Genomic DNA, 21,119 nt, shown 5'->3' with positions numbered 1-21,119 from the left:
ATGAAAAAAGTTGTTTTAATAATGCTTTCAGTCTTTCTTTTTTCAGCATGTAACAATGCCGAAAAGAAAGAAGCTGATGTCAAGGAAGAAGTCGCAGTAAATACAAAGGAAATCAAGGAGGAAATTCCCGAACTTTCTATCTATAATCTGCCCTCCACCTGGACCACACAGGATAATGAGAATATTCAGCTGGAGGACCTTCGGGGGAATGTACTGGTTATGGTAATGATCTACACCTCCTGTAAAGCCGCCTGTCCCAGACTTATCGCAGATATGCGGAATATTGAAAAGCAAATGCCGGAGGAATATCTCGACAAAACAAAGTTTATCATGGTAAGCATTGATCCTGAAACCGATACGCCCCAACGTCTTAATTCCTTTGCTAAAGAAAATGTGATGGAAGATGACCACTGGATGTTCCTTCGTGGTACGCCCGAAGATACCCGGGAATTTGCAACCGTACTCGCGGTGAGTTATAAGCAGATCTCTCCCATTGATTTTTCCCACTCCAACATCATTAGCGTATTTGATGAAGATGGAGTACTGGTCCACCAGCAGGAAGGCCTTGGAGTAGATAACACAGAAACAGTTGAAGCCATTAAAACCGAAGTTTCGAATTAAGAAGATTTCATGTCAGATAAAAAAAGGCTGCTGTATAGCAGCTTTTTTTGTTTCTATACTGTTGTGCCCCGGCCATTGAGGGTTCGTTGTTTTTCAACTTCTTTTTTGGCAACTAATAATTTAAACAATTCCATCGCCACCAGTATCAAAGAAGCAGAAAAGAAAAGGTACACCCAGTGCCTTGGTGGAAGGGGATTGAGGCTTAATAAGGTTTGCATAAAGGGGGTCTGCAAAGCCAGGATATGAAGGCTTTGAGCTCCTAAAACTCCAAAAAGTAAAACCAGGTTCTTTTTTACCGGAATTCTAAATGCAGATCTGGTCTCCGACCGGCAATTAAAGGTGTGGAAGTTTTGAAGTAAAACCATTAGCATCAGCACCGCATTTCTTGCAGGTTGTTCCTCCCAATGAAGTTGGTTAAGCAAATGATACCATAAGCCAAAAGCCAGCAATGCTATTACTGCAGCAGAGAGTAGGGTTTGTTTTATCATGAGCGGGTCAAAAATGGGCTCATTAGGTTTTCTGGGAGGTTGAAGCATAACTTTTTTTTCTCCTGCTTCAAAGGCCAGGGCAACATCCTGTATCCCGTTAGTGACCAGGTTGAGCCACAATAGCTGTACAGGAAGGAAAGGCAGTGGTAACAGGAAGGCCAGAGAAAGACCAATGGTGAGTAATTCGGCCGCCCCTGTGGAAATGAGCAGGTAAATGATCTTCCTCAAATTGCTATAGGTGAAACGCCCTTCTTCAATACCTGCAGCAATAGATGCAAAGTTATTGTCACTAATGATAATAGATGCGGTGTCTTTTGCCACATCTGTTCCATAGCCCATTGCGACTCCAATATTTGCCGTTTTAAGTGCCGGAGCATCGTTTACTCCATCTCCGGTTACCGCAATTAAATGTCCTGATTCTCTTATGGATTCAACTATCATTTGTTTCTGTTGCGGTGTGACCCTGGCAAAAACCCGCTTTGTCCGTAGGATATTGGTCAGCTTTTCGGGAGCGTTCTCGATAGAACTCAATTCAGTTCCGGTAATGACTTGCTCCTGCATGTTTGCAATGCCTACTTCTTTAGCAATAGCAAGCGAAGTTGCAGGATGATCTCCCGTGACCATTGCGACTTGTACTCCTGCGGCATGGCATTCTTTCACTGCTGGTGCTGCTTCGGGCCGTAATGGATCTATTAGGGCAATAAACCCTAACAGTTCCAGATGAGGGAGCTCCCCTGCAGGTAATATTTTATCTGCAGTTCCTCCCGCGACAGCAATAATTCGATAGCCGCTTTCCGCATGGTTGGCGGCCTCTTCCAAAAGAGGAGCATATTTTTTAGCATCTATATGATCCTTTATTTTTTCAACAGCACCTTTAACAGCAATTTGGAGCTCCTCAGTTTCCCCCTGTTTATAATATACTGCAGCAAATTGTCGGGCCGACTCAAATGGCACCTCTTTCACCTTATTAATTTGAGCTTGAAATTTTTCCGGGGATGTTCCGGCTTTAAAAGGGAGGCCCAATAAAGCAACATCTATGGGATCTCCCGAAAATGACCAGCTGCCATCAATATAATTGAGGTTCCCTTCATTACATATGGATACGGCCTTAAGTAGCTTTTGGAGATCACTTGATTCATTTAAAAGAACTTCGTCACCACCCCGTGAAACTATCTTTCCTTCGCCGTTATAACCTTCACCTGTGACTTTGAGTGCTGTTGGCCCCGGCAATATCAGTATTCTTGCGGTTTGCTGGTCAACTGTTAAGGTTCCTGTTTTATCTGTCGCTATGAAGGTGCAGCTGCCAAGACCCTCAACGGCTGTGAGTTTTCGAATGATTACGTTTCTTTTGGCCATTCTAGATCCACCTATGGAAAGCGCAACCGTCATGGCAATAGGTAAACCTTCCGGAATGGCCGATACTGCCACGGCCACGACGAAAAAGAAAATCTCTTTTACAGGAATGCCAAAGTAATATCCCATAATTCCCAGGACCATACTGGCTGCCAGGACGATATATGTTATTTTACGCGTAAAGATCTCCATTCTCTTTACCAGTGGCGCCTTGCCTGTCTCAAGTTCCTGAAGGGAAGATGCAATCTTCCCGATCTCGGTTTCAATTCCTGTAGAGACAACTATCCCGGTACCTCTTCCTGTTGTTATGGTGGTGCCGGCAAACAGCATGTTGGTTTGATCGGGCACTCCAACATTTTCTTTTATAATGGCGCTGCTGTCTTTCTCTATGGCTTTGGACTCCCCGGTGAGAATAGCTTCTTCTGCCATTAAATTGTTGTAATTGATTACCCTTATGTCTGCCGGTACCTTGTTCCCCGATTCCATCAAAACGACATCACCGGGCACCAGGTCTTCACTGTCAACCACAATAACCTGATTGTTCCTCCTTACCTTGACGCGTAGCTTGATAAGGTTTTCCAGGGCAGATGCTTTTTCTTCTGCCTTCCATTCCTGAAAAGTACCTATGCCCGCATTAACGAGGAGGACCAGGAAAATAAAAATAGCATCTGAATATTCTCCCAATAAAAGAGCCACAAGGGCTGCTGCCAGTAAGACATAAATAAGTGAATTGAGGAACTGGGCGAAAAACAATCTGATGAGGGTTATTTTCTTTTTTTTTGGCAGGAGGTTTTTTCCATACTTCTGTTGCCTGCTGTTGTGTTGGCCAGATGACAAGCCACCGGGGGAGGTGTCGAGTTTCTTCATCACCTCTTCGGAACTCATTTGATACCAGGACATTTCCATATTTCCTGATTTTTAAAGGACTGCCAGGGGGGATTCATGAAGCAAAATTTCCCTTTGCTCTATTGTGGCGGCAGATATTATTAAATTTAGAAAATCGGTGCGTGTAAAATAATGATATTTAGCACCTTTGATAAATTTAGGATTAGTTGGTAATAAGTGCAACTTCATCTGGCAAAGGTCAAGACCCGGCGCCAAGAAATCTTCTTAAAATGCCTTTTTTGAAAGCCCGTATATAAAAACTTTCTGCTTGGCGGGTTGTCCTTACTACGATCTTTTTCGCAACGGGTTCTTTGTGAATTTCTTAGATCCTAAAAAGCGTAAGCTCCTTTTGAATTTCCAGCCTTTGAAACGCAGGATGAGCTCCTGTCAAATTTCCCGAATCGAATCCAGACTTCTGTCCTCCGGAAGCAAGAATGCAGCCCGGTCCTTCTTCAACATTAAGTGCTGTGCATCATTTTCCAAATGCTCCTCAAGGTACTTTAATTCGGAAGGCTGTAAATTTGCGGTAATAGTACCTGTTTCCTATCATGTTCTTTGGTCTTCTTAATGCTGAATAAATCCCTTTCGCAGGATTTCGGACTGCACTTCTTCACCCACTTTCTTAGTTTTCCTGAAGTTTAAACGCTCCAGTGAAGTGATCATCCTGAAATTTTTCTGAGAGGTAACCCCCAGTGAATGTTTTCCCCATTGAGACAATCATTTTCAATTCTGTGAAGCATCGCTGCAGCTTCGGTTTCATTTTTGGCCTGTTTTCCATCGTAGAAGGAAATGATGAGAAGTTCTGAAAGTTCTTCGAGCTTAATCTTTCTGAAAAGGATCTCTTCAGAAGCTATTTTTGGATACTCAGGGTAAGGAGGTTTTTTCATCGGCTGTCAAAAATGTCATTTTTGGAACCTCTTATTTTATGGCCTGTTTTCTTTTCTGCCTATTCCAAAAAGCAGAACAGATCCCCCGCCAATAAGTCCGCCTAAGATGGAGGGAGAGAAAGCAGATTCAAAATATGAAAATCGTAAGGCTATTCCAGCAACTATAAATAGTAGCCCGGTTAGCTTCAATAAAAAACTCTTTGAAAAAAGCATGTAAGGAGAAAGCTTATAGAAGGAAACAACAAGAAGCAAGTAGGGGGTTGCTTCCTAGTTGGCTCTCCCTGCAAATAGCAGGGAAACAAATAATTTAATCACAGTCCCAATTTACCCGATTTTCCTTTTTATTCCCAACTTTTTTTTAAAAAAAATTAAAAGTGAAAAAGGAGAAGAATTTTGAGGGGAATGATTAAATCCTGCGGCCAATGAAATTGGTGCATACTGTAGTGAAAGCAATGATACTTATTGAACTTAAAGGCATAAGAATAGCCGCGATAATTGGGGATAGTTGCCCGGTAACCGCAAAATAAAGACCCACGACATTATATAAAAAGGACAGGATCATACTTATCTTGATCACCTTCATTGCCGACTTTGAAGCTTTAATGAACTTAAAAAGACTGTCAAACCTGCTTGCATCCAGAATAGCATCACAGGCGGGGGAGAAGACATTTACATTTTCTGAGATTGCTATTCCCACCTCACTTTTTGCCAGTGCCCCGGCATCATTAAGACCATCGCCCACCATAATGGTTTTTCTTCCCTTCTGTTGAAGAGAGGCAATGTAATTGAGCTTACTCTCCGGCTTTTGGTTGAAGAGCATTTTAGTATTTACCGGCAGAAGATTTTCAAGTCTCTCCTTTTCTCCTTCATTATCTCCCGAAAGAATGGAAAGCTGGTAATGTGGAGCCAGTTCAGAAAAAAGATCTTTTACCCCCTCACGATATTCATTGAAAAAAACGTACCTGCCTTTGTATTCATTGTTCGAGCTAATGTGTACCGAAGTGTTAAGGGTTGGTGCAAGAACGGTATTTCCCACAAATTCGGCCGATCCCACTTTCATCGCCTGCTTTTGGTGTACGGCTTCAATTCCTTTTCCTGTGACTTCGCGAAATTCTTCGGGTGCGGTAATATCATATTCGGCCAGCATATCATATAATTTGCGGCTCAAAGGATGATTTGATGCGCGAAGCGTGTTCTTAAGGAGAGATTCTTCTTCAGCAGTAAGGGTAATTCCTTCATAACTAATGCTGCTTTTTTTATTGGAGGTGATGGTTCCTGTTTTGTCAAAGATCAAAGTATCGGCTTTGGCGAGCTGCTCGATCACACCGGCATTTTTCAGATAAAACTTTTTGTTGCCAAAGATCCTCAAGAGGTTTCCAAGGGTGAATGGTGTGGACATGGCAAGCGCACAGGGACAGGCAATTATTAATACTGCTGTAAAGACATTGATCGCGGTGGCAAAATCCAAAAATGCCCACCAGGCTGTTGCCGTAAAAGCGATTAAAAGTAATACAATAGTGAAGTACTTGCTTATATGGTTGATGAAAGAGGTGAAGGAGTCTTCCTTTTTAACCTGGAAAACATCATTGCTCCATAATTTTGTAAGGTAACTTTGAGAAACCGATTTGAGAGCTTCCATCTCGATCATGCCCGAAACCTGCCGCCCTCCTGCATATAATTTATCTCCCGATTCCTTCTGCACAGCTTCAGATTCTCCTGTTACAAAGCTGTAATCAATACGGGCATTCCCATTGATAAGAATGCCATCCACAGGAATAAGTTCTTCATTCCTTATTAAGATCCTGTCACCTTTTTCAATATCGTGCACATGTATACTCTCCTCTTTCCCGTCGGGATTTATGCGGGTGATACCAATGGGGAAATATGATTTGTAGTCCCTCTCAAAAGAGAGGAAATTGTAAGTCTTTTGCTGAAAGAATTTCCCCAGAGTAAGGAAAAATACAAGACCTGTAAGACTGTCAAAGAAGCCGGATCCCCAGTCAAAAGTTATTTCTAATGTGCTACGTACAAAGAGCACCAGTACGCCAAGGGCGAGCGGCACATCAATGTTGAGGATTTTTGCCCGCAGGCCTTTGTAGGCAGAGATAAAGTAATCCTGCGCGACATAAAAAACTACCGGGAGGGAAAAAGCAAACATTAACCACCTAAAAAGGCCTTTATATTGTTCCAGCCAGTATTCATTGACATCAAAATATTCGGGGAAAGAGAGGAACATTACATTCCCAAAGGCAAAACCTGCAACCCCCAGTTTATAGATGATGCTGCGGTTGATCTTCTTTTTTCCGGTTTCGGTGTCATCAAGACTTATGTAGGGCTCGTAACCAATACTGCTGATAAATAAGACCAGGTCTTTTAAACTTAACTTTTCTGAATTGTAGGTAATACGAAGACTTTTCTTCGGGAAATCCACTTGTGATGCGGTGATCTCCGGTTTTAGCTTGTTGAGGTTTTCGAGGATCCAGATGCAGGAACTGCAGTGGATATGAGGAATGTACAGGGAGATTACCTGAATGTTCCCGTCATTGAACTCCAGCAGTTTATCTGCAATTTTTTCATTGCTAAGAAAGTCATATTTCCCTTCAAATTGTGCCGGTGCCGCACCGGGCGTGGCTTCCATATCATAATAAGAAGAAAGTCCGTTTTCTGAAAATATTTCATAAACGGTCTTACAGCCATTGCAGCAAAAAGACTTGTCATCAAAGCTAACACATGACTTAATCGTATCACCACAGTGATAACAAGAAAGTTCCTCCATAAAAATTGCTCGTTTCGTACCGGGTACAAAGGTTGAAAATGAGCAGATTGGAAAATATGACGTAGGTCATATTCCTGGAATGCTTTTTAAAAATGACATTTCTGGAACTCTTCTACCATAGAAAATGGGAATTAATGCTTTCCTCGCCCGACACCCGAATATTTTTCAATTTCAGAATTTAATTCGGCGCCAAGAAGAATGATAAAACTCGTTAGGAACAACCATAACAGCATAACCACTACTGCCGAAATAGAGCCGTATACTTCCCCGTAACTTCCGAAGTTCTGAACGTAAAATGAAAAGCCCCAGGAAGCGATTAACCACAAAAGTGTGGCCAGGAGCGCTCCCGGATATACCCATTTATAGGCCGGGGTTCTCCTATCGGGAGCATAACGGTACATCGCAGCCAGGAAAAATACTACTATTGCGGCCAGGAGTACCCATCTTAGCCAGGTGATCAACGTTTCCAGGCTGGAAGGCAGGGAAATAAAATTAACAATAGCAGGCCAAATTACAATGAGCCCCAGGCTAATAATGACCAGGATGATGGTGCCAAATGTAAAGAGCAGGGTAAGGGCATTTTGCTTTATGAAGCCCCGGTCATTACTGGTGTCGTAAGCGACATCCAATCCGGTGAACATTGATTTCGTTCCTTTGTTGGCACTCCAAAGACTAAATAGGATCCCTATAATTAAACTCCAGCTTAAGGCGCTTCCCGATGTGGAAACTACATCCTCAAGCTGGGATTCTATGATATTGAAAGCCTGTTGTGGCATTACTTGAGAGATTGTTTGTAGTTGATCCTGAAGGCTCTGCGGGTCCATAGCCAGGCCGTAAATCGAAACTAAGGCCCCAATGGCAGGGAAAACTGCAAGAAATGCATAGAACGCAACCCCTGCAGAAATAATGGAAACATTGTTTTCACCAATTTCATCTTTTACCCCAAGCCCTATAGATTTCCATCCTGAAAAAGGGATCTTTGATGGTTTTTCCATTTTTCGGGGAGGATTATAATCTCTGCTCATTACTTTTATTTTTGAGTTATCATTCTTAAAATAAGAAATTCATTAAGCAGAACTTCTCACTACAGCTATAAACATTTGTTAATCCTGCGGAATGCTTAGCTTTTTTGCTTCATCCTGTCTCTTTTTTTAAAATGACCTATAACCGAAGGAGCTGTAAAACCATGTATGATAATAGAAATCAAAATGATATATGCTGTTATTGCATATAATTCATTTTTGTGGCCAAAATAATCAAAGGTGACAAAGGCCCAGGATAAATAGAAGATGGACCCTATCCCGCGTATCCCAAAGAAGCTCACCGCCAGTTTGCTCTTGAAGTTTCCTTTTACCCCAAGTAACCCAATTAAACCTGCAACAGGTCTAATGATCAAAACAAAGAGAAAAGCGAATACTACTCCTTTCCAATCGGTCAAAGTGAGCATTCCATTCATGATAGATCCCCCAAACAACAAAATATAGATAACCATAAACAGGTGCTCCATTTCCTGGACAAAATCGTGAAGTTTTTTCTTGTAATCCTGATCTACCTTTTCGTAATATCTAAGGCTGAAACCGGCAAAGAAAACCGCCAGAAAGCCATACCCATGCAGTAGTTCTGTTACACCGTAAGTCATAAAGGTAAGGGAGAGGGCAAGGAAGCCAACAAAGGTTTTTACCCCTGCATATTTATGGATCCTATCCATCAAATGCCCTATTAACCATCCAATGAATAATCCACAAATCACTCCTATGACCACCTTGAGAAGCAATTTATCCCAAAGCCAGTCTGTAAAATTAAAGGCGGCCCAGCTTCCCGCCTGTGCTACCAGGACTGCAAGATAAGAGAAGGGGTAAGCAATACCATCATTGAGTCCTGCTTCGGCAGTGAGGGTGAATCTAATATCATTCGCGTTTTCTTCTTCCTCCATTGGATCATCCAGTTGCACCTCGGCTGCGAGAACAGGATCTGTAGGAGCCAGTACTGCGGCCAGTAAAAGGCTGGACGGTAAACTGAGTAACAGGAAGTATTGTCCCAATAAAAAAGCCGAGATCATACAAATGGGCATGGTGACAAAAACCAAAAGGAGAGGCTTTCGCCAGGCACGGAGACTGTAATTTGCACCTATTTTAAGACCGGCTCCCATGAGGGAAATGATAACAAGGGCTTCGGAAAAGTACATGAGATGTTCGTCCTTCCATAGAGGATCCGGCCAGTTTAAAGGCAGCCCCACAGCAAAAAGCCCAAAGCCAATTAATAAAAGTACGATTGGGGAGCTAATTTTTAGTTTTTTGGAAAAAGCGGGCAGCCACGCCATTATTATGGTAGCAAATCCAAGGCCGGCAAGGATCAGGTAATGTTCTTCCATTACGGAAAAATAGGGCTTATTCTTTCTTTCCCTTCATAAAAGAATGTTACTTCTTTATTGCTGTACCATAAAACGCAACTTTTTAGGATTTTATCCAATGCACAAATAGGATATTTTCCAAAAAGGATTAAATTTGTTAGTATGGGAACAGATGTATCACAAGAAATCAAACGGTTCAAAGAGGTAAGGGATGAAAATAACTTTACCCAAACCGAATTTGCCCAGCTGCTGGGCATTAAGAATTCTACAGCCGATATTGAAAGAGGCCGCACAAAACTTTCTGGTAAGGTAGTGGCCGAACTGCTTCGGCAATTCGCGATCAATCCTTTGTGGTTGTTTGGGGAAAGCAATCAAAAATACCTGCAGTTGACTAAGGGAGATATAAGTCCTAAGGTAGTAAGTCTTAATAGTGCAGAGGAAGAGAACATTGTACTGGTAAATGTAAAAGCAGCGGCGGGATATCCACAAAACGTGCAGGATGTGGAATGGTACCAACAGCTTCCGGCTTTTGATATTCCTTTGCCCGAATATCGCAATGCGACCCATCGGGGCTTCCAGGTAGAAGGAGATAGTATGTTACCAAACTTTAGGCCGGGCGAATGGGTTCTGGGAAAAGCAGTTCCCACCATTGAAGAAGCCAGCAATAACAGGATTTACGTGGTAGTGTTATATGATTCAGTCCTTGTAAAAAAACTTCAGAAGTTACCCGATCCTTCAAAACTCCTGCTCATATCTCTCAATGAAGAATATTTACCAATTGAAGTGAGGGTAAATGATATCCAGGAGTTATGGCAGGTGAATTCTAAGCTTACTTTTAACCTCGACGCCCCTTCAGAAAGCAGTTTGCTAAAACAGCTCCAGCAATCTATGGAGGATCTCAAAAGTGAATTTAAAACTCTTAAACATTAAAAAAACGGCCTGAGAACTTCAGGCCGTTTTCCAGGATCTAAAGATCCTGTGGTTGTTGGTTAGTTGTATTAAATGATATTCCTTAATACAAGATTAGACATCATCGTCCATCTCATCATATGCTTCCTCTACTTCATCACCTCTTTCTTCAAGTTCGTCAGTAGCTTCTTCGACTCGATCTCCTCTGTCCGGCTCATCGCGACACGAAATGAAAGATGAGCTTACGGTGAACAGGAGGGAAAAGATTAAAATAAACTTTTTCATGGTTGTGTTTTTAAGATTAGTTCTAACAAATTTATAGAAACCTGCTCATAATAAGCATTTTGCTTGCTAAAATTTTCATAAAACAGCCTTAAAAGCCGTATTTTAAATCAAATTTTTAGTTGTCATCTCCTATTTTGTCGATTTCTTCGTTGATCTCCTCATTAACTTCCTGGTCAACTTTTTTACCGGTTCTTTCAATGATTCCTTCATTGTCCTCTTCCACCTCGACTTCTTCTCTTTCTACTTCCACCTCTGTTTCACGAACAACTTCTCTTTCGGTAACGGTATCACGGCAGGAAGTAAAAAAAATAGTTCCCAAAGCCATTAATGCAAAAAAACTTTTGATTTTCATATGTCAATATTTAGTATTTGAAGGAGCCAAGGTATAACACCCGTTCACGTTATTTTTATAATTTTGCAATAATTTAATATTACTTATGAAAGAAGTTGTAAAAATGATCCTTGAAAATGGTGTTTTTAGAACTTCTTTAAAAATTAAAACCATCCCCAAAGGATGGCTTTAATTAATTTGACGGGACTCAAGGGATTACATTTCCCTGGTCGTTCCCCTAAAGCTGTTATATTCATTTTCATCTAGAAAACCATCGTCATTGGCGTCCCAGTCATCGAACAACCCAGAATTCCATTCATTGTTATCTACAAAACGGTCATCATTCTCGTCAAAGTCATTAAACCAATTGGAATCTCCAAACCCTTCATTCCATTCGTCACTACTTAAAAGGCCGTCTTCATCTTTGTCAAACAGGTCCCAATCTTCTTCACCTGCATAATCTGTATACCAGTTGTTTCTACCTTCATTCCATTCGTTCTCGTCTATCATATCATCATCATTGACATCTGCCACGCCAAATGTTGATTCGTAGAATTCTTCATCATCAAAAGTAGAACTGTCGTCTTCATCCCACTCAGAAAAAGCGGTGTTATTTGCTTCTCCAAATTCATTCTCATCGAGCATTGAATCACCATCGGCGTCATAAGCTCCAAAACCTTCGTCCATTACTTCATCTTCTTCATAGACTTCAGTTTCAATTTCTTCTTCTATCACTTCTATTTCATCTGCTTCTCTTTCGGCATCTTTACAAGCCAGGAAAGAACTGCTTACTGTAAATAGAAATGTGAATAATAAAATAAATCGTTTCATAATGTTTAATTTTTAATTCTCTTTGTTTAAAAGCTGCGGAAGGATTTTCCTTCGGCAGATATCTTCGAGCTACTATAAAATTCCTTCAAGTGCCAGCATACCACCAACTGCCGATGCAACGGCCGAAACTATTCCCGTAGCAACCAGCCACCATGCAGCGGTTGCGGCTGCTTTTCTGGATTCTTCGGCTGCAATAAGAGCTTTTTCCCTGGCTTCGGCCATTTTCTCGTTCACCTTGATCTGTACCTCATAAGCCTTTTCAATAACGGAATCTCTCGCACTTACAATTTTATCAGCGATAGGTTCTGCTTCGCTTCGGCTAAGGGAGGTGCGGTCGATAATCATTATGATCATTTCTTCCTTATTATAATGTTCAAGCTTATATTTTAGATCGGGACCGGCTCCTGAATCCTGAAAAATAGCAGTGAAATCTGAGTAAATCCTCTTAAGATCATTTGTTCCACCTGCGAACATGGCTTTTATTTTTGCCTGCAAATCACCTTTTTTCTGTTGCAACTCTCCTTTTTTCGCCTGTGCATTATCCTTTCCGTTACTAAAGTAAGCCTGCACCTTATTCAGAACTTTTTCTGCCTGAGAAATTCTTTTATCTGCTTCTCTTTCATCCATGTCCTGAGAGGCAAGAAGTTTCACCAGGGTCTCTCTATCTATTGCACTTGCTTTTGCTTTAGCAATATTGGTAGCTTGTTTGGGCTCATTAAGGATCTTCTTAAGATCTTGCTCCAGTTGGTCTGGTTGCAACTCTTTTTTGTTGGTGTTTTGAAGAGCACCTTTTATTTGATCCTGATATTTATTGATCTGCTCCCTGTCGGCAGGAGTTAGATCTTCAATTCCGGCCTTAGCTTTTTCCTCTGGAGAGGCATCACTTTGAGCAATATCTTTAATGCTGTTCACATGATTTTTAACGGCCTCTTTATCTTCTTTGGAAAGGGTACTTTTGTCGGCTTCTTCCAAAATCAATTTCTTTACTGAATTTGGATAGTCAAAATCGGCTTTTTCTGTAACCTGTAAATCGGTAAAAAGATCCTTGATCTGTTTTTTCAGGTTTTGAATATCTATGTGCTGCGGCTTAAGTTCTTTGACATAATCCTCAACTTTCTTGTCTACGTCATGTGTGGAGAAAAGCTTTTCAAACTGCTTCCGCATTTCTTTTGCTTCAGATTTCGCTTTTGTTTTCGCAATATCTTTGGCCACTCCTGCATCTGATTTCTGAAAAACAGAACCTGCAGATGAAAGACTGCTTTTAACTGTAGATGCCAGTCCTCCAACGAGAGAGGTTACCATATTGATCTCAAGATATGTGACCACCATAAAAAAGGCTGCCCAAATTACCAGCCCAAGAGTAGCTCCTATAAAGTTTGCACCTATAAATCCTAATTTTACAGCCAGCAGACTTGCAAAGAACAGGGCGATGGAGGTGGTGATCATGGTCCACGCGCCAAGGCCTGTGGAAACTTTTTGACCCACATTCATACCATCGTTATCGTCATCTTCGTGATCTTTCGCTTTTTGCCTGTCTTTGGTGGAATCACTGTGACCTTTCTTGCGAATGTTACCTACTGCGGTAATTCCTCCGGCCACAGAAATTGACGTCAATAATAACTGAAATCCTAATGCGAGTAGTACCCCCGCAACTACTGCGATGAAGAAATTTGTCTCCTCAAGCAGGACGGCTGCTCCCATTCCTTCCTGAGCAAATAAATTCAAAGGGAATAACGCACATAATAATAAAGTATACCTCTTCATATCTGATTTTTAATTGGTTATACACCTAAATTAAAGTTTTGAGAAGGGTATTTTTTAAAATTAATCTTAAATCCGGGTTCTTTTAAGGAGAACTTAGTGTTTAAAGCGGAAACCGTGTGGAAATGATAAAATAATTAAGAAATAATCAAAGGAAGAAGTTTAATATAGATATCCTCACAGTCCTGTTTTGAAAGGGGTTTCTCACGAAAACCTATAACCTGGGGAAACTCTGCAGCCCTTTTTCGGTCACTTTCATTAATTGAGGAGGTGACCATTACCACATAAATTTTATCTGCTTGCGGTAAATGCGCCACTTGCTTAAGGAATTCCCAGCCGTTGCATTGTGGCATATTAATATCCAGCAGTATTAAGAGTTGCTTTGAAGAGGGATGATGGCTTAAAAACTCCAGGGCTTCCTGTGCATGGAGAAAATCCAAAACATTTGAAGGAAACTTACTTTTTTTGATAAGCACCTTGTGCAGGAATAGGACGACTGCATCGTCATCAATAACAACAAGGTCTAAGTTCATATAATAAGTAAATCAAAGTAGCGGAGCAACCGGGGATTTTAAAAGGAAATCAATTTTTTAAACAGGGGCAAAGATATGAAAATAAGTTATCCCTTGATTCACAATTTAAAGGAGCACTGTCCTGAACTCCCATACTTTATAAATATAAAGCAGAAGAAAAATTGCAGTTACCACAAACTCCATAAATGTAGATGCCAGTAACCCTATAAATGAACCCGATGCTGCCTTGAGGGCGGTTTTTGAATCGGCCTTGTTCAGGATCTCTCCAATACAGGCGCCAGCAAATGGAGCAATAAGAATAGCAAAGGGGATAGGGATAAAAATTCCCGCAAATAGACCTATTGTCGCTCCCATCATTCCCTGTTTACTGCCTCCAAGATATTTTGTGCCCAAAGCCGGTATGGCATATTGAAGTGCAAAAATAATGATGGTTATTATTAAAGTAATCCCCAGGTAAGCGTAATCCATGGGTATGGCAGATGTTAGATGCAATAATAGTAAACCCGCCCAGCTAACCGGGATACCGGGTAACATCGGGAGAAAACTTCCAAGAATTCCTACCAGCATAAGAATGCCTGCAAGTACTATAAGAATAAGATCCATAAAACTAATTTTTGGCTAAGATAGAGAAAGAGCAGACATAAAAAACAACTAAAAGATTAGTTCAAACTAAATAATTAGTTATATATTAGCGATAACAAAGAAAGAATTATGAAGCAATTGACCAAAGCCGAAGAAGAGATCATGCAGATCCTTTGGAATTTAAAGGAAGCCAACGTCGCCCTAATAATAGAGGAGATGAAGGAGCCGAAACCTGCTTATAATACAGTTTCCACTATAGTTCGCATCCTGGAAAGCAAAAAGTTCGTAGACCATCGCAAAAAGGGAAAAGGATATATCTATTTTCCGCTGGTAGATAAGGAGACCTATACTAATCAAAGTATGAATAAACTCATTGATGGATACTTTAACGGCTCCTTTAAAAGTATGGTTTCCTTCTTTATGAAAGAGAATAAAATGGACACCAAAGAATTGGAATCAATCCTTAAGGAGATCAACAAAAAGCAATAGTTATGTTACACTACCTTATACAGGTTGTCGCTTTTCAGCTCTTATTTTTAATAGGTTTCGAGCTGTTTCTAAAGAAAGAGACCTTTTTCAATTATAATCGTGCTTATCTTTTGATAACTCCGGTACTGGCAATGCTTTTACCATTGCTAAAGATACCATTCCTGCAGGCTGCAATTCCTGCGGAAAATTTTGTGATACTGCCGGAAGTATTAATAGGTGCAAGCAGTGAATCACCTGTAACCTTAAATTCTGAAACTCCTGAAGCTGTACAAACCATCAATTGGTGGCTACTTGCCTACAGCGGCGGATTTATTTTTAGCCTCGGTATTTTCTTCAATAAGTTCAGAGTTTTAAAGCAGCTTTTTTCTCATAAACCAGTCCGGCAAAACCACGGCATAAAGATCGTGGAGGTGCCTCAATCAAAAATTGCCTGTACGTTTTACAAGACCATCTTTCTGGGAGCCGAACTTTCAGAAAAAGAGCGGGAACAGATACTTTCTCACGAATTAGTTCATGTGGAACAAAACCATACACTGGATCTTTTACTGTTTGAATTTTTGAAGATCATTTTCTGGTTCAATCCGCTTATCTACATCTATCAATCAAAAATTTCAGCCATACATGAATATATTGCTGATGCCGGGGTAGTCAAAAATGTCAAAAAACAGGATTATTTCCAGCAGCTCCTCAATTCAGCTTTTAATACCGAAGATATTTCATTTGTCAATCAATTTTTTAATCATTCAATCATCAAAAAACGAATAGTTATGTTGCAAAAAAACAAATCAAGATCGACGTCAAAATTCAAGTTTTTAATCATTCTGCCACTTATGGCAGTAATGCTGACTTATGTTTCCTGTAGTTCGACACAAGCCCCGAATAAAGAAGTTACAGCCCCGGAAACTCCGCAGCCACCATCAACTCCTTCTTCGGTAGTGGTTACAGAAGGACAAAAGAACCTTGATCCTAGCTTACCCATTCCATTTGCCGTGGTTGAACAGATTCCCCTTTTTCCGGGGTGCGAAGAATTGAAAACAATGGAGGAACAAAAAGAATGTATGACCAGGAACATTAATATGCATGTCAATAAAAATTTCAATGTAGGCTTGGGGAAAGAATTAGGATTAACTGGTATCCACAGGATTTACGTTCAATTTAAGGTTTCGAAAAAAGGAGAGGTTATCGAGGTAAGATCAAGAGCACCACATCCAGATCTGGGTGCAGAGGCTGAAAGAGTAGTGAACGATTTACCAGATATGGAACCGGCCATTCATGGAGGAAAAGAGGTGGCGGTACTTTATTCTCTTCCTATTACCTTCCAGATTGCCGAGCCTGAACCTAAAGAAGAGGGGAATGAAGAAGATAAGAATTAAAACTAAAATAAAAATTCATTTTATTTAATGTTATTTTCAGCCACCAAAGCCGAAGCTCAGCCTTCGGCTTTATCTATTGCCGAAAACCCTTAGGCATTAGGAAATTATTTCGAAAAATTTGTGGATTTCTGAAAGTCTTTGGCATCAAAATTTATTCTTTGAGGGAAAGAGAAATAAAACGAGAGGGAGAAAATTAATTTCTTGAAAGACCATGACAGATCTTTAATTAATTTCGTTAGCGCTGTCCTAAATTAGTTTAAGATCATAATGACTTAATTATGTCATATCCACGGTAGAAAACTTTTCCTCAAACCCCTTAAATTCACTATTTTTGAAAAGTTTCTGTCCCGAATGAAGAAAATTCTATTCTTACTGCTGTTGGCTTTTCTGTTTGTCTCCTGTGAGGAGTTTCAGACGCGAAAGATATCTTCGGAAGAAATACTTTCAGAAGAGACTAGTGATTTTAACTGGCATGAAGTAGATCAATATCCGGCTTTTGAAGAATGCCGGAATATTATGGAAGTTGAAGCCGCAAAAGCCTGTTTTGGCAATAAAGTCGCACAATACTTCTATTCCAGGCTCGAAGCTAAACAACCCGTTGTGACCGAAGCTTTGGATGATACCCTTTACCTCTACTTAAAAATATCGGAAAAAGGTACGCCGGCCATAGACTCCATGGAAATAGACTCTCTGGTGCTGGACCAGCTGCCCGGGATTAGGACCTGGCTTTCTCAAAGTGTTGATTCCCTGCCAAAGATCTATCCGGCCACTAAACGTGGTATTCCGGTGAAAACTACCTTTAGAATGCCGGTGGTTATTAAGGCAGAGTAGTGCACAGTGGTCAGTGACCGGTTAGCAAAATTTAGCAGTACACAGGAGGTTTGCAAGAAGTTAGACTGTAGAAATTTGAATTGCGAAAACTTTGATTTTTCAGGAACTATAAAGAAAACTTATTAAAAAGTCCTGGTTTATGGCTCTTGAATCTTTCCGCCGCAGCCCCGGCCAACACCTAAAGATTGTACTTATATCCCAAGGTAAAATCAAGAGGAAACCTGCCGTTACTGTCAAGAACAATGGCAAAAATATCATTATAACCCACAGTGATAAAACTGTTAGGGGTGACCTTAATATCGCTGCCTATTCCAAAACTCAAGGGTGTAGTAAAGGTAAAGCCGCTGTCATCCTTTACGGCGACTACTTCCCCCGCATCATTTGTAATTGTTATGGTCTCTTCTGAATAGAACAAACTTGCCAGCCGGGCGTCTACATGAATGTCAAAATGTTTTAAATAAAGCGCCTTGAACCGGTAATTGATAGACAGCTGAGTAGAGGTGTAGCGGTAATCATTCCCTTTGAAGCTATGCCGCAACTGAAGAAATGCAGAATGGCGTGGCGCCAGATTAGGGTCATAAAATTCATATTCCAGGCCTGCCACCGGTACAAGAATATTTTCAGGATTATCGGTGTAAATATTATTTGAGAGTCCCGCAAAAAAGGCAATTCTCTGTTTGATGTTTTTGGTGGATTCATTCTTGACATAATCCTCCTGGACCATAGAATTATAGGTGTTGGTAAAATGCCGCAGGCTGTAAAGTACGAATAGAACATCTTGCGTCCTTATTTTCTCATCTGCAGTTAATTCAAGAAGCTGTTCTTTATATTGCCCGTTCCCATTAGGGTTGAGCAATTCTACCATGCGATTGCCCTTTTGCACAAAGTACCTGTAGTTATGATCTTCTTCTGCCCAAAAGAGGCTAAGAGGTCCCTTTACTTCCCTGTTAAGTTGCAGCGTATCTTTATTGATAATATAGGTTTCCTGCGCAGCCATGGGGAGTGCAAGACAAAAGAACAAACCGAATAAGAAGGCTTTTATTTTTTGCATTTTAAGGGAAAACAATAAATTTAAAGATAAGAAAAAATCGGGTGAGCCTTATTTTGTAAAGTTACGGCCTTTCCATTTATAACCAGAGAATAAAGAAAATATTGCAACAGCACTGCTAAAGAAGGGATAAAGTAAGCTGCTTAGAAAATAGGTTTTCATGGCCTTTTCCCTGCTAAAGAATTTTGCGCTGCTGTAAATGAGATAGAAATCCACATTGAACTTGAGCAGGAAACAAATGAGCAGCAGTGAAGGTTGTAATAGACCTAAAAACACGAGAATGCTAAAAGTGACAATTAGTAGATTCATCAGGAAAACAAGCATACCCAGGCCCCTGGAGAAAAAACTTTTATAGGCTGTAGTTTTTGAAGCCCATCTCACTCGCTGGAAGAAAAGTTCCCTCCAGGAGCCGGTTGGGGCTGTCAATACCACTGCTTCCCGGGATTTCAAAAATGCTGTTTTTAAACCAGATTTTTGGAACTTCTCCAACAGGAAAACATCATCGCCACTCGCCACATCTCTATTTCCTTCGAAACCATTCACCTTCAAGAATGCCTCTTTTGAGTAGCAAAAGTTAGCGCCGTTGCACATAAATGGGAGGTCTACGCCAAATCCTCCAATGGTGGCAGCCTGCAAACTAAAAATATCCAGCTCCTGAAAGTGGTCCAAAAATGACATTTTTGACCCTTCAGTCTTTAAAGTGACCGGGGCGGCAATGGCAGCTGCATTGGTCTTTAAGATCAGGGAGTTGTATTCCTTTAGCCAGTCCTGTGGCACCTCACAATCGGCATCTGTGGTTACGATATAATCATTTCCTGAAGTCGAAACCGCCAGTTCAAGCCCATCTTTTTTGGGACTGCCCGATTTCCGGATATTCTCCAGTAACCTAATGTTGAGTTGAGGATATTCCTTCAGGAATTCCTGCCATAATTCTGCTGAATTATCTTCGGAAGCATCATTGACTGCAAGGATTTCAAACAGCTCCGGGGGATACTCCAACTTCCGAAGAGATTTAAATAACAGCTGAAGATTTTCAGATTCATTGCGGTAGACAATGACTATTGAAAAAGTGGTTTTTGGAGCAGAATTTTTTCCGGAGAAATTTGGCACATGAGTAAACCCGTAAAGGAGAAACAACATGGTTAGGACATAAAGTAGCGTGATAACTACAGCTCCCGCGATCATGCTATAGCGTGCTTGGACTTTTTGTACCTAAGGATATAGTAACTTCCGGCAAGACCGGGCAGGCCAAAATTTAGGATCCACACGGTAAGAACTATCGTAAACACAATGATTTGTGGCACTTGCAATAATCCGAAGATCCACACCGCAAATCCACCTTTGATGAAAGCATCAAAAATGATCATGGTGGGAATGATGGAAGCCAGAATATAGGTGCTGAATACAGCCGAAATTAGTAATGGATAAGAGACATCAACCTTGAATTGCAGCAGCAGGAAATAGAACTGGTGGGTAAATATCAGGAATCTTATGCTGGCAAAAATGAGGGTGTTCCAGCGAATTTTTTCAGAAACATTGTGAAAAGATTCTTCCAGTCTTTGAATAGAATAGCCTTTAATCCGAATCCTGAATTTCTTCATAACCACATAAAGAATAAATGGCGCAAATAACAAACCTGTTACCAGGATAATATTGAATACGGGAAGAGCAAGATGATCCAGTGAAGTTATGAGAAACAGGAGTCCTGCAATCCCAAAGAAATAAGTGGCGAAAAGTTGAGCGGTATTTCCAAGGAAGTTGAGAAAAATGATCTTTCTCCACGATGAGCGGGTGTAGTAAAGGCACTTGGCCCCGTACTCCCCAATACGGCTGGGGGTGAAAATAGCAGCAGTGAAAGAAGCCAAACTTTCGCGCATGGCAGCTTTAAAAGAATTCTCCCGCACATGGGAGCTTAAATTTTGCCATTTGAGAATCTCAAAGTACCAGTTGAGAACGGTGAGAATTATCAAAACCATTATATTGGTAAAGGAAAAGATCCTGTAATCATTAAGTATATCAACAAAACTGTCAAAATCCATGGCCTCATCATTGGTGACTTTGTACCAAATAAATGATACTGCTGCCAGGACCACCAGGATCTTGATTACTAGTGAGAAGAATTGATTAGCTTTGTGCGAGGTTATTCGCATAAATTTATTTAAGAACCGGTTGAATTTCCCGGCATTTCATCACCGGCAGGTTTGATCTTGCAATATTACGAAGCTTTTGAATACCGAAAAAATCATTTTAGGCATTGATCCCGGAACCACGATCATGGGCTTTGGGCTAATTAAGGTTGTGAACCGCAAAATGTCTTTCCTGCAACTTAACGAACTGCACCTGCAAAAGTATGATGATCCTTATATCAAGCTGAAGCTCATCTTTGAACGAACAGTAGAACTTATTGACACCTGGCATCCCGATGAAATTGCTATTGAAGCCCCTTTCTTCGGAAAAAATGTGCAATCCATGCTTAAGCTGGGGCGGGCACAGGGAGTTGCCATGGCAGCGGGATTGAGCAGGGAAGTGCCGGTAACAGAATATTCTCCAAAAAAGATAAAAATGGCCATTACCGGAAATGGAAATGCAAGCAAGGAACAGGTCGCGGGAATGCTACAGAGCCTTCTATCACTTAAATCCCTCCCCAAGAACCTCGATGCCACCGACGGACTCGCAGCTGCGGTTTGCCACTTCTATAACTCCGGAAAAGTGGAGATCGGGAAAAATTATTCGGGCTGGGCAGCTTTTGTAAAGCAAAATCCGGGGAAAATAAAATAATTTGAAAA

Annotated in this window: 20 protein-coding genes; 6 read left to right on the top strand and 14 right to left on the bottom strand. The window is 40.9% G+C overall.

All coding sequences use genetic code 11. The annotated features are described in order from the left end of the window. On the top strand, nt 1-621 hold the full coding sequence (locus OU683_RS03290; protein WP_268135121.1) for an SCO family protein: 621 nt from the start codon (nt 1-3) through the stop codon (nt 619-621). A gap of 53 nt (nt 622-674) precedes the next feature. Here the strand turns inward: OU683_RS03290 and OU683_RS03285 are convergent, their stop codons facing one another. The 5 genes from OU683_RS03285 to OU683_RS03265 all read right to left on the bottom strand — a co-directional run bounded on the left by OU683_RS03285 (nt 675) and on the right by OU683_RS03265 (nt 9,381). Continuing rightward, a complete protein-coding gene (locus OU683_RS03285; protein WP_268135119.1) occupies nt 675-3,368 on the bottom strand; it encodes a cation-translocating P-type ATPase in 2,694 nt (897 codons plus the stop codon). Nucleotides 3,369-4,006: 638 nt separating this feature from the next. Next, nucleotides 4,007-4,234, bottom strand: a complete 228-nt coding sequence (locus OU683_RS03280) for a hypothetical protein (protein ID WP_268135117.1) — start codon at nt 4,232-4,234, stop codon at nt 4,007-4,009. Nucleotides 4,235-4,640: 406 nt separating this feature from the next. Then, nucleotides 4,641-7,010 carry a heavy metal translocating P-type ATPase gene (locus OU683_RS03275; RefSeq protein ID WP_268135115.1) on the bottom strand — a complete coding sequence of 790 codons (2,370 nt, stop codon included), beginning with the start codon at nt 7,008-7,010 and terminating at the stop codon, nt 4,641-4,643. Nucleotides 7,011-7,141: 131 nt separating this feature from the next. Beyond that, a complete protein-coding gene (locus tag OU683_RS03270) occupies nt 7,142-8,035 on the bottom strand; it encodes a YihY/virulence factor BrkB family protein (protein ID WP_268135113.1) in 894 nt (297 codons plus the stop codon). A 95-nt stretch (nt 8,036-8,130) separates the two neighbouring features. Beyond that, the gene (locus OU683_RS03265; protein WP_268135111.1) at nt 8,131-9,381 is read right to left on the bottom strand and encodes a cation:proton antiporter; all 1,251 of its coding nucleotides are present in this window, start codon (nt 9,379-9,381) and stop codon (nt 8,131-8,133) included. A gap of 141 nt (nt 9,382-9,522) precedes the next feature. On the opposite strand from OU683_RS03265, the gene OU683_RS03260 reads away from it, so the two are divergent. Continuing rightward, on the top strand, nt 9,523-10,290 hold the full coding sequence (locus OU683_RS03260; protein WP_268135109.1) for an XRE family transcriptional regulator: 768 nt from the start codon (nt 9,523-9,525) through the stop codon (nt 10,288-10,290). A 93-nt stretch (nt 10,291-10,383) separates the two neighbouring features. On the opposite strand, the gene OU683_RS03255 is transcribed toward OU683_RS03260, so the two are convergent. The 6 genes from OU683_RS03255 to OU683_RS03230 form a co-directional block, all read right to left on the bottom strand. Beyond that, nucleotides 10,384-10,554, bottom strand: a complete 171-nt coding sequence (locus tag OU683_RS03255; protein ID WP_268135107.1) for a hypothetical protein — start codon at nt 10,552-10,554, stop codon at nt 10,384-10,386. A 115-nt stretch (nt 10,555-10,669) separates the two neighbouring features. After that, complete coding sequence (locus tag OU683_RS03250) at nt 10,670-10,906, bottom strand: hypothetical protein (protein WP_268135105.1); 237 nt, start codon at nt 10,904-10,906, stop codon at nt 10,670-10,672. A 195-nt stretch (nt 10,907-11,101) separates the two neighbouring features. Next, complete coding sequence (locus OU683_RS03245) at nt 11,102-11,716, bottom strand: hypothetical protein (protein WP_268135103.1); 615 nt, start codon at nt 11,714-11,716, stop codon at nt 11,102-11,104. Between the two features lie 72 nt (nt 11,717-11,788). Beyond that, nucleotides 11,789-13,480, bottom strand: a complete 1,692-nt coding sequence (locus OU683_RS03240) for a hypothetical protein (RefSeq protein ID WP_268135101.1) — start codon at nt 13,478-13,480, stop codon at nt 11,789-11,791. A 134-nt stretch (nt 13,481-13,614) separates the two neighbouring features. After that, a complete protein-coding gene (locus OU683_RS03235) occupies nt 13,615-14,010 on the bottom strand; it encodes a response regulator (protein WP_268135099.1) in 396 nt (131 codons plus the stop codon). Between the two features lie 105 nt (nt 14,011-14,115). Continuing rightward, a complete protein-coding gene (locus OU683_RS03230; protein ID WP_268135097.1) occupies nt 14,116-14,613 on the bottom strand; it encodes a DUF456 domain-containing protein in 498 nt (165 codons plus the stop codon). 108 nt (nt 14,614-14,721) lie between these two features. Here OU683_RS03230 and OU683_RS03225 point away from each other — a divergent pair, with 108 nt between their 5' ends. The 3 genes from OU683_RS03225 to OU683_RS03215 all read left to right on the top strand — a co-directional run bounded on the left by OU683_RS03225 (nt 14,722) and on the right by OU683_RS03215 (nt 17,285). Next, complete coding sequence (locus OU683_RS03225) at nt 14,722-15,081, top strand: BlaI/MecI/CopY family transcriptional regulator (protein ID WP_228916165.1); 360 nt, start codon at nt 14,722-14,724, stop codon at nt 15,079-15,081. 2 nt (nt 15,082-15,083) lie between these two features. After that, on the top strand, nt 15,084-16,454 hold the full coding sequence (locus OU683_RS03220) for a M56 family metallopeptidase (protein WP_268135093.1): 1,371 nt from the start codon (nt 15,084-15,086) through the stop codon (nt 16,452-16,454). A 351-nt stretch (nt 16,455-16,805) separates the two neighbouring features. After that, on the top strand, nt 16,806-17,285 hold the full coding sequence (locus OU683_RS03215; protein WP_268135091.1) for a hypothetical protein: 480 nt from the start codon (nt 16,806-16,808) through the stop codon (nt 17,283-17,285). 178 nt (nt 17,286-17,463) lie between these two features. Here the strand turns inward: OU683_RS03215 and OU683_RS03210 are convergent, their stop codons facing one another. Genes OU683_RS03210 through OU683_RS03200 form a run of 3 tightly spaced genes read right to left on the bottom strand, consistent with a single transcriptional unit; the run spans nt 17,464 to nt 20,483 of the window. Further along, nucleotides 17,464-18,336 carry a hypothetical protein gene (locus OU683_RS03210; RefSeq protein ID WP_268135089.1) on the bottom strand — a complete coding sequence of 291 codons (873 nt, stop codon included), beginning with the start codon at nt 18,334-18,336 and terminating at the stop codon, nt 17,464-17,466. Nucleotides 18,337-18,384: 48 nt separating this feature from the next. Beyond that, nucleotides 18,385-19,473 (bottom strand): glycosyltransferase family 2 protein, encoded by a 1,089-nt coding sequence (locus OU683_RS03205; protein ID WP_268135087.1) that lies wholly within the window; start codon nt 19,471-19,473, stop codon nt 18,385-18,387. Nucleotides 19,474-19,514: 41 nt separating this feature from the next. Beyond that, nucleotides 19,515-20,483, bottom strand: coding sequence for a hypothetical protein (locus OU683_RS03200; RefSeq protein ID WP_268135085.1), 969 nt, complete (start codon nt 20,481-20,483; stop codon nt 19,515-19,517). A gap of 76 nt (nt 20,484-20,559) precedes the next feature. Here OU683_RS03200 and ruvC point away from each other — a divergent pair, with 76 nt between their 5' ends. Then, on the top strand, nt 20,560-21,111 hold the full coding sequence (ruvC, locus tag OU683_RS03195; RefSeq protein ID WP_268135083.1) for a crossover junction endodeoxyribonuclease RuvC: 552 nt from the start codon (nt 20,560-20,562) through the stop codon (nt 21,109-21,111). The last annotated feature ends 8 nt before the right edge of the window (nt 21,112-21,119 follow it).

The organism is Salinimicrobium sp. TH3 (genome assembly GCF_026676115.1).
Classification (GTDB): domain Bacteria; phylum Bacteroidota; class Bacteroidia; order Flavobacteriales; family Flavobacteriaceae; genus Salinimicrobium.
The sequence above is the reverse complement of the archived record's forward strand: the minus strand, read 5'-3'. Positions and strand labels throughout refer to the sequence as shown.

Bases quoted from the DNA above. Each gene is read 5' to 3' on its own strand.
- OU683_RS03205 (WP_268135087.1), bottom strand. From the start codon at position 19,473: ATGTTGTTTCTCCTTTACGGGTTTACTCATGTGCCAAATTTCTCCGGA.
- OU683_RS03230 (WP_268135097.1), bottom strand. From the start codon at position 14,613: ATGGATCTTATTCTTATAGTACTTGCAGGCATTCTTATGCTGGTAGGA.
- OU683_RS03240 (WP_268135101.1), bottom strand. From the start codon at position 13,480: ATGAAGAGGTATACTTTATTATTATGTGCGTTATTCCCTTTGAATTTA.
- OU683_RS03225 (WP_228916165.1), top strand. From the start codon at position 14,722: ATGAAGCAATTGACCAAAGCCGAAGAAGAGATCATGCAGATCCTTTGG.
- OU683_RS03285 (WP_268135119.1), bottom strand. From the start codon at position 3,368: ATGGAAATGTCCTGGTATCAAATGAGTTCCGAAGAGGTGATGAAGAAA.
- OU683_RS03200 (WP_268135085.1), bottom strand. From the start codon at position 20,483: ATGCGAATAACCTCGCACAAAGCTAATCAATTCTTCTCACTAGTAATC.
- OU683_RS03245 (WP_268135103.1), bottom strand. From the start codon at position 11,716: ATGAAACGATTTATTTTATTATTCACATTTCTATTTACAGTAAGCAGT.
- OU683_RS03255 (WP_268135107.1), bottom strand. From the start codon at position 10,554: ATGAAAAAGTTTATTTTAATCTTTTCCCTCCTGTTCACCGTAAGCTCA.
- OU683_RS03250 (WP_268135105.1), bottom strand. From the start codon at position 10,906: ATGAAAATCAAAAGTTTTTTTGCATTAATGGCTTTGGGAACTATTTTT.
- OU683_RS03260 (WP_268135109.1), top strand. From the start codon at position 9,523: ATGGGAACAGATGTATCACAAGAAATCAAACGGTTCAAAGAGGTAAGG.
- OU683_RS03235 (WP_268135099.1), bottom strand. From the start codon at position 14,010: ATGAACTTAGACCTTGTTGTTATTGATGACGATGCAGTCGTCCTATTC.
- OU683_RS03290 (WP_268135121.1), top strand. From the start codon at position 1: ATGAAAAAAGTTGTTTTAATAATGCTTTCAGTCTTTCTTTTTTCAGCA.
- OU683_RS03270 (WP_268135113.1), bottom strand. From the start codon at position 8,035: ATGAGCAGAGATTATAATCCTCCCCGAAAAATGGAAAAACCATCAAAG.
- OU683_RS03265 (WP_268135111.1), bottom strand. From the start codon at position 9,381: ATGGAAGAACATTACCTGATCCTTGCCGGCCTTGGATTTGCTACCATA.
- OU683_RS03210 (WP_268135089.1), bottom strand. From the start codon at position 18,336: ATGCAAAAAATAAAAGCCTTCTTATTCGGTTTGTTCTTTTGTCTTGCA.
- OU683_RS03215 (WP_268135091.1), top strand. From the start codon at position 16,806: ATGAAGAAAATTCTATTCTTACTGCTGTTGGCTTTTCTGTTTGTCTCC.
- OU683_RS03220 (WP_268135093.1), top strand. From the start codon at position 15,084: ATGTTACACTACCTTATACAGGTTGTCGCTTTTCAGCTCTTATTTTTA.
- OU683_RS03275 (WP_268135115.1), bottom strand. From the start codon at position 7,010: ATGGAGGAACTTTCTTGTTATCACTGTGGTGATACGATTAAGTCATGT.
- OU683_RS03280 (WP_268135117.1), bottom strand. From the start codon at position 4,234: ATGAAAAAACCTCCTTACCCTGAGTATCCAAAAATAGCTTCTGAAGAG.